Origin of the sequence: Thermoleptolyngbya sichuanensis A183 (assembly GCF_013177315.1) — a bacterium.
GTDB lineage: Bacteria > Cyanobacteriota > Cyanobacteriia > Elainellales > Elainellaceae > Thermoleptolyngbya > Thermoleptolyngbya sichuanensis.
Genome location: NZ_CP053661.1, coordinates 4,145,173 through 4,160,183 on the forward strand (window position 1 = coordinate 4,145,173; position 15,011 = coordinate 4,160,183).

Below are 15,011 nucleotides of genomic sequence, written 5' to 3' on the forward strand. Positions count from 1 at the left end.
ATTTCACTCTGGCGCTAGAGCGATTTCACCTTCTGATCGCGGCTAAATGTTTAGCCAAACCATTGCTTGTCAGCAGTTGTCCATATAGATGAGCCATTCATTAACCCATCTACATAGACGATGAGTTTATATCAAATAACGAGTTTGGAACCAACTTTTTTGACAGGGCTTGTAGGCAAATTGAATCTAACCCGTTTGGTCATCTTCAGGAGGACCGTGGGCAGCCTGGGGGTAGCAATCAGAAACCGGCTTAAGATCGGTGCATCAAGATAGCTTCTGAGGCAGATATCTCCGCTTACTTGCATGACTGACTGGCTGAACGGAATCGACTGGCTTTATGAGCGGAGTCACTACTAGCAATCTCAGCGCGAAGGTGCATCCCACTTTTGTAACCCTCACCCTCAATCCCCTCCCAAAGCGAGAGAGGGACTTCCAATCCGGCTCCCCTTCTCCCTTTTGGGAAGAAAGGGCTGGGGGATGAGGGCAAACTTGCAGAACTGGGATGTGTCCCAGCGCGATCGCCCCCTTCCCTAGCTCAGGGCAGACGCATACTTAGGGCGCGAGGAGGTGAGGGAGGAATCGTCCCATGCAGCACGGTTAATATCCAGGGGTTTGGCAATTCTTCATAGAACTACGCCAAAACCGGAGCCTGCCAGATAGAATCAGGTCAGTGCAACCGCAGTTAGGATTCTTTAGTTAGGATTCTTTGTCAGGCTCTTTTTTGTAGAACTCTTTGTCAGACTTTGTATTGTCGGACTCTTTGTTGAACCGTGGGGGAGGAGGCAGCGTGGACGAGCTAAGGGCAGCGTTGGAACTGGCGACCGAAGAGGAATTGGAAGTGCTGACTGAGATCCTGTTCTGCCGCAAGCTGAACCCGCTGGACTATGTGTATACGCCCGACCCCGTGGCGGTGTGTAGCCAGGAGCGCGATCGCTGGCTGAGCGATTTGGAGCAGCGCTTTCGGTTTTTGGCGGCGGACGGGATGACGGTGTTGCAGGGCAAGACGCGCCACGTCACCTATCGCCAGGTCTTGATCCAGATCTGCCGCTATCTGCGAATCCCCTATTCCCTCAGCCTGTCTACTGCTGAGCTAGAAGCGGAGATTTTTCTGACGTTGCTCCAGCGGGCGTGGCAGCAGTTGCCCCCGGCTGAGCAGCGGGTATTAAACAGCGAATTGCAGGAGTCGCTGTCCCATTCTGAGCTAACTCGCCAACTTCCGCCGTCGCTGCAAACCAACCCATCCAGCCTGCTGATGAAGGGCGGTAGTGCGCTGGCGCTGAGTGCGGTGGTGCGGCCGTGGCTGCTGCAAATGATGGCGCGTCAGTTTACGCTACACGCGGCGACCTATCAAGCAGCAAAACAGGCCGGCGGGGCGATCGCCAATCAGGTTGCGGTGCGGGCTGCCTATCGCGGCATGGCCGCCAGCGCTGCTCGATATGGGGCTGTGCGCTCGGTGCTGGCGGTGCTGGGGCCAGCGCTGTGGGCCTGGTTCTTTGCAGATTTGGGCTGGCGGGCGATCGCCACCAACTATGCCCGCGTCATCCCTGTCGTCTTCACCCTGGCCCAAATCCGCCTGATTCGCGCCGCCGAATGCCCCGTCTAGACCTGCACCCTCCCCGTTAAGAGACCTAGTTATCTAAGCCATCATTAAAGCCATCATGTTGACCCTGGAAGGAACTGTTGAAAAATCTACCCTCGGCATGGGCGCGTGGGCGCTGAAGACCGAGCAGGGCACCTATGAGATCATGAAAAACGCGCCAGAGGGCTTGCTGAAGGCGGGTCAGCAGGTGCGCGTGACGGGCAAGGTACGCGACGATGTGATGTCGATTGCCATGATTGGCCCGGTTTTGGAGGTGAGTGGGTTTGAGGTGATGGGATCTTGAGGTGATAGGATCTTGAGGGCGTGGGATCGTAGCAGGATTGCCGGAGGACGCGGCTTTCTGGTTCTACCCCCTTCCGTCCATTGGCCCTAGCTCCGGAATCCTGGCTGCTTTTTGTGTAGTTAGTAAATACTCTCGTGTGATATCGGATAGAGATATCATTAGAGCGATCGCCCTTTAGATTTACAGCTATGCTCCAGCCTCCTCCGGTTGCATCTCCCGCCCGGTCTACCCCTCCTGAAAAGTCGGTTTATCGCTTCAAAACTGGATCGCGTCTGATTTTAACTTCGGGCGCATTGGCGCTGCTGAGTTTGGGCGGGTGGGCAGTGTATGCCTGGGTGACCAGTCGGGGGGCCGAGCCAGTAGCGGTGCGCCTGTTGACGATAGAGCGGGATACCGTAGAAACCGTCATTAACGAAAGCGGCACGCTGGAGCTGGGCGGGCAGCAAACCCTGCTGTCGCCGCTGGAAGGGGCAGTAGAGCAAGTGCTAGTGGCTCCGGGCGATCGCATCGAGCAGGGGCAAACGCTGATCGTGTTGCGGAATCCCGATCGCCAAACGGCCCTGCTAGAGCAGGAATTGCAAGCTGCAAAGCAGGCGGAAACCCTGGCCCGCAGCCAGATGCAGATTGACGAAGCCAGGGCACAACTGAGCGCCGACCAGGAGCAATTGACGACGCTGCAAGGGCTGGCCAACGCAGGCGCAATTTCGCGGGAACGGGTGCAGCAGCAAGCTACAGAGGTGCGGCGATCGCTGGCAGCGCTGCGGGATGCAGAAACGGCCGTAAAGACGGCTCGATTAGAACTCCAGAGTTTGCAGTTGCAGCAGCGGCGCACCCAGCAGGAACTTCAGGACACCATCATTGCGGCACCGAGGGACGGCGTGGTGTTGGGGCTGAGCGTGAAAGACGGGGACGGCGTAGAGCGCCGGACGGAGTTGCTGACGCTGGGCGATCCGCGCCAGGAATTGGTGAAGTTGCAGCTTTCCACGTTGAATGCGACGCAGGTGCGACCCGGACAAATGGCGCGGGTGACGGTGATTGGGCCCGACCCAACGGTGTATCTAGGGCGCGTGGTGGAGTTGTATCCGCAGGCGATCGCCTCTGAGTCTGGTGATTCCCAATCTGCCCAGACCACCGTGCCGACGACGATTCGCCTCGATCGCCCAACAGGAACCCTAATTCCTGGCAGTTCGGTCAATGTGGAACTGGTGCTACAACAGCGCCAGAATGCCGTGACGCTGGAGATCGAGGCGTTGCAGCGCAATGGCGCAAATTCGTTCGTCTGGCTGATGGACGGCAACGGGCGGGCCCAACAGCAGCCCGTGGAACTGGGGCTGGAGGGACTGACGGAGGTAGAAGTGACGAGGGGACTGCGGCCGGGCGATCGCGTCATTGTGCCGCCGCCGGACGTGCTGCTGACTCCGGGAATGCCCGTTGTGCCTGCAAACTCGTTAGATACATCTGGCGGCAACGCGGAACCGGAATCGACGGAGGATGAACCGTGAGCCTTGCGCCAGGAGATTTGCTGATGCTGACCTGGCGATCGCTGCGCGGCAACCCCGTGCGATCGCTCCTGACGACCCTGGGCACGCTGATGGGTGTTGCTGCCGTTAGTGCCACGCTAAACGTCGGCGACATTAGCCGCGCCGTGATTGCCCGCCGCCTGACCGACCAGGAAGCTCCCCAGGTGACGGCGATTCCAGAGTGGATGGGTGGCAATGATTGGGTGTCGCTTCAGCAGAGCGATATTGCCTACTTGCAGCAGCGCTTGCCTCAGGCGGCCGTGGTCAGCGGGCTAAAGTGGGACGGGCCGAGAGAGGCGCTATTCCGCGATCGCCGCGCCCGGCCCAGCTTCGTTGCAGTAGACACCGACTATCTCCGCAGTTCTGGCAATCGGTTGCAGGCAGGGCGATTTTTTACGTCCGCTGATCTGGCGGCTTACCGTCCGGTTGCCGTGATCGATCAGATGTTAGCGGCATCCCTGTTTCAAGACACCCCGGCGGTCGGAGAGCAGGTTTATGTGAATCGTCAGCCGTTCACTATAGTCGGCGTAATCCATCGCAAAGTCAATCCCGAAAGCACGAATCGAGACGGTCTGTTATTGGTATCGCTATCGTTCTATAGTGCGCTCACGGGCGATCGCGGCATGGATGCCGTGCGCGTTCGTCCCAAGCAGCTTGACCAGATCAAACCGCTGGAAGATCAGATGAAGACGCTGATGCAACAGCGCTACGGGGGGCATCGATTTTACACCTGGAATAACGTTGAAGAGATCTTGCAGCAGCAAGACCTGCTGAAGCTGACTTCCCGAGCCCTAGCGGCTGTCGGCGCAATTTCGCTGCTGGTGGGCGGGGTTGGCATTGCCAATATCATGATTGCTGCCGTAACCGAGCGCACATCGGAAATTGGCATCCGCCGTGCCATTGGCGCAACCCAGCAGGAGATTCTGGTGCAGTTTGTGCTGGAAGCAGTGCTGCTGAGTTCGATGGGGGGGCTGGTGGCGATCGCCTCGGTTCACGGACTCACGCTACTCGTCGCCCAACAGTTTGATCTGCCCTACCAATTCAACCCCCGCACTGCTACGGTAGCCATGAGTTCTGCCCTGCTCGTTGGCATCGGAGCTAGTCTGTTTCCTGCCCTGCGCGCCAGCCGCCTCGACCCGGTAACCGCGCTCAGGGAATAAGCGGTTGGGCATTCAGGCTAAAATCCTAACCTGCGATATCCTAAGGGTGATGCCCGATTTTAACGTTTACGTATGACCCAACGTTCCGATCGAATCTGCATTCTGGGCGGCGGGTTTGGAGGGCTATACACTGCCCTGCGCCTCAGCCAGTTGCCCTGGACGGACGCAAAGCCAGAGATTGTGCTGGTAGATCAGCGCGATCGCTTCCTGTTTTTGCCGCTGCTCTACGAACTGGTGACTGGGGAACTGCAAACCTGGGAAGTGGCCCCTCCGTTTTCTGAACTGCTGGCCAACACAGGCATCCAGTTTCGCCAGGGAGCCGTTGCCCACATCGATGTCACCGCGCGTCAGGTTCAGCTTCAGGATGGCGCAACGCTGGACTATGACCGCCTCGTGCTGGCGCTGGGCGGCGAAACGCCCCTGACGATGGCTCCTGGCGTAGCAGAACACGCCATTCCCTTCCGCTCGATTGACGATGCCTATCGGCTGCAAGAGCGGCTAAGAATCCTCGAAGCCTCTCCCGCTGACCGGGTTCGTGTGGCCATTGTGGGCGCGGGCTACAGCGGCGTGGAACTGGCCTGCAAGCTGGCAGACCGGCTGGGCGATCGCGGCCGGGTGCGCCTCGTGGAGTTGGGCGACCAGATCTTGAGAAACTCTCCCAGCTTTAACCGCGACGCTGCGACAAAAGCATTGGAAAAGCGCGGAGTCTGGATCGATCTGGAAACCCAGGTGACCGAGGTGACCGCAGACAGCATCTCGCTAGACTATCGCGGCAAGGTGGACACCCTTCCGGTAGACATTGTGATGTGGACGGTGGGCAACAAAGTGCCAGACTTTGTGAAAAGCCTGCCTCTGCCCCAGACCGAGCGCGGGCAACTCCTCGTCACCCCGACCCTGCAAGTGGTAGACTATCCTGAAATCTTTGCGCTGGGCGACCTGGCCGAGATGAAGGATGCCGACGGGCAAAAAGTGCCTGCAACGGCTCAGGCCGCGTTTCAGGCAGCAGACTATGCGGGGTGGAATGTGTGGGCCTCTCTGAGCGATCGCCCCCTGTTGCCCTTCCTCTATCAGCACTTAGGCGAGATGCTCTCTCTTGGCACCACAGAAGCCACCCTCACGGGCCTCGGCGTTTCCCTCGACGGCCCCGCCGCGCATCTCTTTCGTCGCCTTGCCTACCTCTATCGAATGCCCACCTTCGACCATCAAATCAAAGTAGGGCTGAACTGGATCACGAAACCGATTCGGGATCTGCTGGCAAGCTGAAGGGGAAGAAGGAAGAAGGAAGAACGAAGAGAGAAGAGCGAAAAAAGAAGAGATTCTGTTCTGTGTTCTTTCCAGCTCCTGCTTTAGCGCCCCTTGGGGCTGCTTCGCTCGTCTCTCCCCAGCGCATTAATCCGCCAACCCCAACCCCCAACTTTCACACTTCCTTCTTCCCTCTTCGTTCTTCCCTCTTCCTTTTTCGTTCTTCCTTCTTCGTTCTTCCCTCTTCGTTCTTCCTCCTTTCATCCCCCCCTCCCCTCCCCCAATGCCCCTCCCCAAGGTCATTTTCTTTGATGCAGTTGGTACGCTGTTTGGTGTTCGCGGCAGTGTGGGTGCGGTGTATGCCGATCTGGCCAAGCGGTTTGGGGTGACGGTGGATGCAGCGGCGGTGGATCGGGCGTTTTTCAAAAGCTTTAAGGCAGCAACCCCGATGGCGTTTCCAGGAACCGACCCGACGGAGATTCCCGACCGCGAATATGCCTGGTGGTGGGCGATCGCCGCTGAGACGTTTCAAGAAGTTGGCGTGCTGAACCAGTTTGCGGATTTTTCTGCTTTCTTCAGTGCGCTTTACGACCACTTCGCTGCCGCAGACCCGTGGTTTGTCTATGCCGACACGCTGGCCACGCTAGATCAGTGGCGCGATCGCGGTGTGGAACTGGGTGTGCTGTCCAACTTTGACTCCCGGATTCACAGCGTGCTGGAAGCGCTGGATTTGGCCAGCTACTTCTCCTCAGTCACGATTTCCACCGAAGCAGGCGTATCCAAGCCAGATGCCCAAATCTTTCAACTGGCGCTGAAAAAGCACGACTGCCCGCCGGATGCCGCATGGCACGTCGGCGACAGTTTCAGAGAAGACTATGAAGGCGCGACGCGGGCGGGGCTGCGGGGCATCTGGCTGAAGCGGGAATAGCCCCTCTCCACATGGCTACATTGCGAGCTGTATGGCTGCTCCATCCAGTCGAAAATCCCAATCGAAAATCCCAAAAATCGCAAATCTAAAACCGAGAATCGCTCTTAGAGGATGTTTGAAAAGTCCTACTGTTTGTAGCAAAGCGTGCAAGATCCCCCTGAATCCCCCTTAAAAAGGAGGACTTTAAGGCGGTTTCCCCCCTTTTTAAGGGGGGCTAGGGGGGATCTCTGAGTGCTATAGCATTACAGGTGATACCTTTTCAAACTCGCTCTTAGAACCCTCTCTGTTGGGCAGAGTCTTCGTGTCTCTTGGCAGTGGCAACGGTCGTTGAGTAAGTTTCTACGTCTTTTTGGATAATATCCTCGACTTGGCTGGCGAAGAAGTCGAACGCCTCTTCATGGGTCGGGTATTGTGTGTATAGCCCGGTCAGTTGAGAAAACTGCCAGCCCTGTGTTTTCAGCGACTCTACGCTGCGGCGGTAGTGTCGCCAGCGCTCGCCGTACTTGAAAAATTCCTCGACTGCTGCACAGGCCGCAACCACTGTGCTGATGCCTACCGTAGACCAGCGGATAATGGCATCCGCCCTGCGGTTATCAACGTTATTCAGGCTCACCAGCACTGGCACCAGCACGCCGCCAATAATCGTGGTCAGCCGCAGCCGATAGTAGCGATCGCGTGCCCTGCCGGCCTTGTTCTCCATCCACAGCACCTGATCCAGCCAGCGCGATCGCAGGTAGTGCTGCTGGGCTTCGTCTAGCTCCAAGGTGTTAAACAAGCTCCCAAAGTCTTGCTTAAGCTGCTCGCGGTAGGGGTCTTTGCTAGCCATAATGCACCCTGGGTTGTGGAGCTAAAGTCCTCATGAGAGGATTTTACTCGATAAAATCTCGTGAATCACACAGGACAACTTTTCTGAGCTACGCAGATCGACGGCTTGCATCAGCCCCGATGCCACCAGTTTGCGGGCGCGTTCATCAGTGATTTTTCCAGCCAGCGCATCGGCCAGCGCGTCGGCGGTGCGGCCACTACCTGCCACAACGAGCAACGGACGGCCCTGCCCCACGTTGTGCGACGCATCACTCCAGGTGACTTCGCCGCCGTTGATCAGCACCGTCAGCGAAGGAAAACCATCGGACAGGGCGCTGGCCAGTCGAGCGATCCAGGCAGACTCGTCGCCCCAATAGCGACCAGGCACCAGCACAAAATGCGTATGGTTTGGCTCTAGATTGGCGGCATCAGGGTGGGACGCACGTCCCCCCGGCAAAATCGCCATCTGCTCTGGCGCAATGCCAATGAGCGGAAAGCTGCCGTGGGTGCGGCGACGCGCCTGCCCCATCATCCGCATAATGCCTGTGTCTGTGCCGCCATCAATCACGGCTGCACCGAGGGTTTCCGCTAGGGGCGCTAAAACTTTTACAAAGAGCGATCGCACTTGTGCCTGATCTTCGCGGCTAAGCTTGCCTGCGCCACCTACCACCACCAGCACAGGCCGCTTTTTGACTAAGCCCAACTGGTCAAGCACCAGAGGCAACTCGCGATCTGCCTCAGCCCGCAGAACAGCCGCCACAGCGCCATCTTCAAATTGGATATCGAAGCGGTTTTCCATCTTGTACACGCTTGAAATCATCGATGGCAGGCTCCGTGTTTACTATCGCACCTGGGAGTTCAAATGACTCCCTTTATTAATAGTTTTAGAAAACCCGGAAGGATAGAAGCCTCTGAAGATCTACGGAGATGAGGGGTTGAACCCCCTTGGTTGAAAACCTGAGTGGGTGTCTGGAGAGCAGCAGTTGCGCCAGAAAGATACAGAAGCGACTTCCTCCAGTCACCTACAATAAAGATAAATACTTCTGGGCGATCGCCTCTTCAGGTAAAAACGAGTGACAACTATGGAACTGACAACCGACAACGTAGAAAAGGTGCTGGACGAACTGCGCCCTTACCTCATGTCCGATGGCGGTAATGTAGAACTGGTAGAACTGGACGGGCCCATCGTCAAGCTGCGGCTCCAGGGGGCTTGCGGCTCTTGCCCCAGCTCTGCAATGACGCTGAAGATGGGCATCGAGCGCAAGCTGCGCGAAAGCATTCCCGAAATTGTTGAAGTCGAACAGGTGTTGTAACACCTTGAATTAAAACCATAAAAAAATTCTGAAAATTTGCTACACCGCACCGATCCAGGTGTTGGTAGACTCTGAGGCAGGGACGATTCGGGTTCCCTGCCTTTTGCTTTCGCGCCGATTCGCCACCGCACATTACCGAACGTTACTAAACGTTACTGAACGTTGATATGCCCTACCCTCTCTACGTCGCCTTTATCTGGCATCAGCATCAGCCGCTCTACAAAAGCCGCACTGCCGGACAATATCGTTTGCCCTGGGTGCGATTGCACGGCACAAAGGATTACCTGGATTTGATCCTGATTTTGGAGCAATTTCCCAAGCTCCATCAAACGGTGAACCTGGTGCCTTCGCTGATGATGCAGATCGAAGACTATGTAGCGGGAACGGCGTTTGACCCGTACCTGACGCTGGCGCTATCCCCCGAAGACACCCTCGATCAAGAGCAGAAGCAGTTTATTATCGAGCATTTCTTCGATGGCAACCACCGCACGCTGATTGACCCGCATCCGCGCTACGCCGAACTGTATTATCAGCGGCAGGACAACGGGCGCGAGTGGTGCTTGGAACACTGGAGCTTGCAGGACTATAGCGACCTGCTGGCGTGGCATAACCTGGCGTGGATTGATCCGCTGTTTTGGGGCGATCCAGACATTTCACAGTGGCTAGAGCAAGGGCGCGGGTTTACCCTGAGCGATCGCCAGCGAATCTATTCCAAGCAAAAGGAAATCCTCAGCCACATTATTCCCCACCACCGCAAGATGCAGGAAACGGGGCAGCTTGAGGTGATCACCACGCCCTACACGCATCCCATCCTGCCTTTGCTGGCGGATACCAATGCGGGTCGGGTGGCCGTGCCCGATATGACCTTGCCCAACTTTCGCTTTCAGTGGCCTGAAGACATTCCCCGCCACCTGGCGCGGGCCAAGCAGATGTATTGGGAACGGTTTGGCTGCAAACCTCGCGGGCTGTGGCCGTCGGAGCAGTCGGTCAGTCCCGCAATTCTGCCGGAGGTGGCGGCGCAGGAGTTTGAATGGCTGGTGTCGGATGAAGCCGTGTTGGGCTGGACGCTGAAGCACTTTTTCCATCGCGACGGGCATGGCAACGTGCTGGAACCGGAAAAACTCTACCGCCCCTATCGCCTGGAAACGCCCAATGGGGATCTTTCGATTGTGTTCCGTGATCACCGTCTGTCTGACCTGATCGGCTTTACCTATGGCGTGATGGAGCCAGACGCGGCCGCAAACGACCTAGTGAGCCATCTAGAGGCGATCGCCCACACGCTGAAATCCCACCAGTCCGACGGCACAACGACCCTCGAACAGCCCTGGCTTGTCACCATTGCCCTGGATGGCGAAAACTGCTGGGAATACTACCCGCTCGACGGCAAGCCCTTTTTGGAAGCGCTGTATCAAAAGCTGAGCGACCACAGCGAAATCGAACTCGTTACCGTCGCTGAATTTCTTGACCAATTCCCCACGACAGAAACCCTGCCCGCCGATACACTACACAGCGGCTCCTGGGTAGACGGCAACTTCACGACCTGGATTGGCGACCCTGCCAAAAATCGCGCCTGGGATTTGCTGACTCAGGCTCGCGCTGTGCTGGCCGCCCATCCCGAAGCCACCGAAGAAACCAACCCTGAAGCCTGGGAAGCGCTCTACGCCGCCGAAGGATCTGACTGGTTCTGGTGGTTTGGCGAGGGGCACTCCTCCAATCAGGATGCCATGTTTGACCAGTTGTTTCGCGAACACCTGACAGCGCTGTATGTCGCCCTGAACGAACCCGTACCGCCAGACGTGCGCCGCCCTGTCGAAGACCACGCCCGCGCCCGCAGCCACGGCCCCGACAGCTTCATCAGCCCCATGATTGACGGCCGCGCCGACGAACAGGACTGGGACAAGGCGGGGCGCATCGAGGTCGGCGGCGCACGCGGCACCATGCACCGCAGCAGCAAGGTGCAACGCCTCTGGTATGGCGTAGATCATCTGAATTTTTACCTGCGGGTAGACTTTGCCAGCGGTACGCAGATCGGCGTGGACATTCCGCCAGAGCTACACCTGCTGTGGTTCTATCCCAATCGCACGATGCACAATAGCCCTGCACCACTGGCTGATCTGCCCGACGAAGCGCCGATGAACTATCTGTTCCACCATCATTTGGGGATCAACCTGCGGACGGGCGATCGCTGGCTGCAAGAAGCCAGTGACCACTTCCAGTGGCACAACTGCCCCACCCAGGCCCAGGTTGCCCTCGACACCTGCCTGGAGGTCGCTGTGCCCTGGGCCGACTTGCGCGACGTAGAACCCGACTGGGCCCTGCGCGTGGTGGTGTTTCTAGCAGACGAGGGCCGGTTTGTGGCAAACCTGCCGGAGAATGCCTTGATTCCGGTGCAAGTGCCGTAGTGAGAATTGGACGTGATGGAGGACATAGATAGGACTTACGCACTTGCGATTAAATCTTCTGGGTTTTGGACAATTTCTTGCGATCTGTGCCCGCGAGAAATCGTCCAACTGCGTAAGTCCTCATAGAGTGACAAAGTGACAGTGTGATGGGGGAGCGGAGTAGCACGGTAAATTGGAGTAACACGGTAAATTCACGGTAAATTGAGGAAGCGACTCCAACACTCCCTCGCGCCATCGCTCCAGCAATTCATCCACTTCATCAATGCCCAACACGATCGCCCTCATTGCCCACGACTCCAAAAAAGACGACATCGTTCAGTTTGCTCAGCGGCATCAGGCTATGCTGAGTCGGCATCGGCTGGTTGCCACGGGTACGACGGGGCAGCGCATTCAGGACGCAACGAGTCTGATGGTGGAGCGAATGCTGTCGGGGCCGCTAGGCGGCGACGCGCAGATCTCGGCGGAGGTATGTGAGGGCAAGGTGCTGGCGGTGATTTTTCTAGTCGATCCGCTCTATGCCCAGCCCCATGAGCCGGATATTCAGGCGCTCCTGCGGATTTGCAACGTTCACAATGTGCCGCTGGCGACGAATCTGGCAACGGCCGAGGCGATCGCCCTCCACCTCACCAAGATTCCCGTTGCTCATTTGGTCTTTAATCCCGCAGCAGGACGCGGCTCTCCAGACCAAGACCTGATGCTGATTCGCCAGTTGCTAGAGCCACACATGACGCTGCATGTGTACACCACATCGGAACAGGAAGACCCGGCGGACTATATCGAAGCGGCGATCGCCAGCCATCCCGATGTCATCATTGCAGCGGGCGGCGATGGCACCGTGTCAGCGGTGGCCAAGGCGCTGATTGGCACAGGGATTCCCCTGGGCGTGATTCCCAAAGGCACAGCTAATGCCTTCGCCACAGCGCTGGGTTTGCCCGGAGTGTTTCCCATTCGGAGTGCCTGTCAGGCGATCGCAGGCGGATACACCCGCACGGTCGATGTCGCCCGCTGCAACGGGCTGCCAATGATTTTGCTAGCAGGCGTGGGCTACGAAGCGCTAACCATCGAGCGCTCCAGTCGTGAACTCAAAGACCAGTGGGGCGTGCTGGCCTATTTGATGGCGGGCTGGGAAGCGATGGATCAGCAATCCCTCTTCGATGCTGAACTGGAAGCTGATGGACAGGTCTATTCTTTTCAGGCGCACGCCATTACCATCGCCAATGCAGCGCCGCCCACCTCCGTCTTGGCGCAGGGCGCAGGGCAAGTGGTATTCGATGACGGGCTGCTAGACGTGACGATCGCCTCGGCGCAGAACAAGATCCAGGGCATTGCCACCATGCTGCAAATCTTTGGAACGGCACTGGTCGGCGGCACTCCGCAGCGCCCCAATGTGGTGCATGGGCGCGTGTCTCGCCTGAAAGTGACCACTAATCCGCCGCAAAAAGTGGTTCTCGATGGCGAAATCATTGGCACCACGCCGATTGAAGTCGAAACAATTCCAAACGGTCTAACGGTGTTGGTGCCCAAACCTGGCTTCTTGAATGCGCTGTCTGGCTAGCAAACAGATTGTCTGGCTGGCAAGTAAGCTATTTGGCAAGCAAGGCGCGGACTTGAGCGGCGCTACATGGCGCTACATAGCGATATATGGCGATAGGCGATACATGGCGCTACGTGGCGCTATGTGGCGATAGACGATACATGGCGATAGGCGATACATGTGGCCATGCATGTAGCAATACAGCGATACATTTTGTGAATTACGCTTTGTTGCCCTAGCGACACAGAACCAGATCAACGTCGTAAGGTCAAAAATATGTCCATATCGAACAATATCGAACAGCTTTCAGGAGGACAGACCATGGCCGCGCAGATTCTGATGCTGGTGGGAGACTTTGTAGAAGATTACGAAGTCATGGTGCCCTTTCAGGCGTTGCAAATGATTGGGCACACGGTTCATGCCGTCTGCCCCAACAAAAAATCGGGGGAGTTTGTCCGCACGGCGGTTCACGATTTTGAAGGCGACCAAACCTATTCCGAAAAACCAGGACACCGCTTCACCCTCAATGCCACCTTTGCCGAGATAAATCCCGCCAGCTACGACGCGCTGGTGATTCCCGGCGGCCGCGCTCCAGAATACATCCGGCTGAATGCGGATGTCATCAACATCGTCCAGCATTTTGCCAATGCCAACAAACCCATTGCCGCCATCTGCCACGGGGCACAGCTTTTGGCTGCTGCTGGAGCCGTGCGTGGCAAACGCTGCTCGGCTTATCCTGCCTGCGGCCCAGAAGTGACTGCTGCGGGCGGTCAGTATGTTGACGTTCCCGTGACGGAGGCCGTCGTAGACGGCAATCTGGTAACGGCTCCTGCCTGGCCTGCCCATCCGCGCTGGCTGGCGGAGTTTCTCAAGGTGCTGGGCACTCGCATTGAACATGCAGAATTGCTGCGGGTGTAGTGCTTTGCGGTATTGAGTCGCAGCATTCTGATGAGATTTAGGAGATTTCACTGCTCAGGGGCGATCGCCTCTGAGCTATTTTGTCTCAGCTATTTTGTTTGAGCTAAGTAGCTAGCACAGGAAAAGTTATAAGATCGGTCAGTTGATTTTGAGTGCATCTAGGCCTGCGGCTCATCACATTGAACTGAGTGCCGAAGAAGACCGCACCTTGTACGAGTTGAGCTTGGCTGATGGGATTGCCCGTCGGATTAAGCTTAGAGTTATCACCTTGCGACTCAATGCCAGTGGTTGGACAACGCTACAGATTGCTCAACACCTCCATCAGTGTGAGCATACGGTGCGCCAAACCCTTCAACGGTGGAGCAAGGGTGGCCTCGGTGGGCTGTGGGAAGCAGCAGGGCGTGGGGGCAAAACCAAGTGGCAAAACACGGATATCGAAGCGGTTGAAACTTGACTGCAAGACCGGCGTAGCTACACCAGTGTGCAGTTGTGTGAACGCTTGGCTGCCGAGCGAGGTGTAGTCCTCAGTAGCAAGCAACTCGGACGTATCTTGAAAAAAAGGACTATGTTTGGAAACGCCTGAGGTACTGCCCTCCTGAGCCAAAATCGCCTCAGTTCCAGCAAGCCAAGCAAGCCGACTGGCAATTACTCAAAGCATGGGCAGTTGCCGGTGCGATTTGCCTGAAGTATTTGGATGGAAGCGGGTTTGAAGGCTGTAGTCCACTCAACTACTTAATCAAGTGCGGCAAGTTTCGCTTGCCCAGCCAACGGCAGTGGTACCAGCCTGGATGGGAATGGAAAGTGTTTATCGTAGACGCAGGTGAAGTTGAAATTGAACGTCAAAAAAAACAGAAACGTGACTACAGTGGCAAGCAGAAGAGCCATACCCTGAAGGCGCAACTGTTGGTGGATTTTGAGAACGGGCAGGTGATTGCGACTGCAATCGACAAAGGCAAGACGCATGACTTCAAGCTGCTCAAACGAAGTCGCCTGCCCTGGGTATCGTCGCAGTTATGTTTAGCTGACCGCGGGTATCAAGGGTTTGCCAAGCGTCATGCTGGAGCTTGTACGCCCACCCAAAAGCCGCGCAACCAACCGTTAGCCGAGGACGAGAAGCAACACAATCGGGCATTAGCGAGACTGCGGGTGAAAGTAGAGCATGTGATTCGTCGCTTCAAGATCTTTCGCATCTTCTCAGGGCGCTATCGCAGCCGGAGACGACGCTTTGGCTTGCGCTTGAACTTGATTGCAGGGTTGCTCAACTACGAACTGGCACACGCTTCCTGATTCATGCAGGAGGTCTACTG

General features: G+C 56.9%; 14 protein-coding genes. 12 read left to right on the forward strand and 2 right to left on the reverse strand.

What is annotated here, in order from left to right:
* The first annotated feature begins 787 nt into the window (after positions 1–787).
* From HPC62_RS17285 to HPC62_RS17310, 6 genes are all read left to right on the forward strand, one after another.
* On the forward strand, positions 788–1,603 hold the full coding sequence (locus HPC62_RS17285; RefSeq protein WP_172357653.1) for a YaaW family protein: 816 nt from the start codon (positions 788–790) through the stop codon (positions 1,601–1,603).
* A 55-nt stretch (positions 1,604–1,658) separates the two neighbouring features.
* Positions 1,659–1,883, forward strand: coding sequence for a hypothetical protein (locus HPC62_RS17290; protein WP_228721640.1), 225 nt, complete (start codon positions 1,659–1,661; stop codon positions 1,881–1,883).
* A 188-nt stretch (positions 1,884–2,071) separates the two neighbouring features.
* The gene (locus HPC62_RS17295; RefSeq protein WP_172357655.1) at positions 2,072–3,385 is read left to right on the forward strand and encodes an efflux RND transporter periplasmic adaptor subunit; all 1,314 of its coding nucleotides are present in this window, start codon (positions 2,072–2,074) and stop codon (positions 3,383–3,385) included.
* Complete coding sequence (locus HPC62_RS17300) at positions 3,382–4,563, forward strand: ABC transporter permease (protein WP_172357657.1); 1,182 nt, start codon at positions 3,382–3,384, stop codon at positions 4,561–4,563. Before HPC62_RS17295 ends, HPC62_RS17300 begins: the two co-directional genes overlap by 4 nt.
* A gap of 72 nt (positions 4,564–4,635) precedes the next feature.
* A complete protein-coding gene (locus HPC62_RS17305) occupies positions 4,636–5,826 on the forward strand; it encodes an NAD(P)/FAD-dependent oxidoreductase (RefSeq protein ID WP_172357659.1) in 1,191 nt (396 codons plus the stop codon).
* Between the two features lie 262 nt (positions 5,827–6,088).
* Positions 6,089–6,733, forward strand: coding sequence for an HAD-IA family hydrolase (locus tag HPC62_RS17310; RefSeq protein ID WP_172357661.1), 645 nt, complete (start codon positions 6,089–6,091; stop codon positions 6,731–6,733).
* A gap of 271 nt (positions 6,734–7,004) precedes the next feature.
* Here HPC62_RS17310 and HPC62_RS17315 read toward each other — a convergent pair whose 3' ends face one another.
* The gene (locus tag HPC62_RS17315) at positions 7,005–7,559 is read right to left on the reverse strand and encodes a DUF4231 domain-containing protein (RefSeq protein WP_172357663.1); all 555 of its coding nucleotides are present in this window, start codon (positions 7,557–7,559) and stop codon (positions 7,005–7,007) included.
* 30 nt (positions 7,560–7,589) lie between these two features.
* Positions 7,590–8,357, reverse strand: a complete 768-nt coding sequence (locus tag HPC62_RS17320) for a hypothetical protein (protein WP_205370748.1) — start codon at positions 8,355–8,357, stop codon at positions 7,590–7,592.
* Between the two features lie 262 nt (positions 8,358–8,619).
* On the opposite strand from HPC62_RS17320, the gene HPC62_RS17325 reads away from it, so the two are divergent.
* The 6 genes from HPC62_RS17325 (at position 8,620) to HPC62_RS17350 (ending at position 14,991) form a co-directional block, all read left to right on the forward strand.
* On the forward strand, positions 8,620–8,850 hold the full coding sequence (locus HPC62_RS17325; protein WP_068511468.1) for a NifU family protein: 231 nt from the start codon (positions 8,620–8,622) through the stop codon (positions 8,848–8,850).
* 167 nt (positions 8,851–9,017) lie between these two features.
* Positions 9,018–11,252 (forward strand): glycoside hydrolase, encoded by a 2,235-nt coding sequence (locus tag HPC62_RS17330; RefSeq protein ID WP_172357665.1) that lies wholly within the window; start codon positions 9,018–9,020, stop codon positions 11,250–11,252.
* A 262-nt stretch (positions 11,253–11,514) separates the two neighbouring features.
* Positions 11,515–12,807 (forward strand): methylglyoxal synthase, encoded by a 1,293-nt coding sequence (mgsA, locus tag HPC62_RS17335; protein ID WP_172357667.1) that lies wholly within the window; start codon positions 11,515–11,517, stop codon positions 12,805–12,807.
* Between the two features lie 300 nt (positions 12,808–13,107).
* A complete protein-coding gene (locus HPC62_RS17340) occupies positions 13,108–13,704 on the forward strand; it encodes a DJ-1/PfpI family protein (protein WP_172357669.1) in 597 nt (198 codons plus the stop codon).
* 148 nt (positions 13,705–13,852) lie between these two features.
* A complete protein-coding gene (locus tag HPC62_RS17345; protein ID WP_172357671.1) occupies positions 13,853–14,158 on the forward strand; it encodes a helix-turn-helix domain-containing protein in 306 nt (101 codons plus the stop codon).
* Between the two features lie 347 nt (positions 14,159–14,505).
* Positions 14,506–14,991, forward strand: a complete 486-nt coding sequence (locus HPC62_RS17350) for a transposase (protein WP_172357673.1) — start codon at positions 14,506–14,508, stop codon at positions 14,989–14,991.
* The last annotated feature ends 20 nt before the right edge of the window (positions 14,992–15,011 follow it).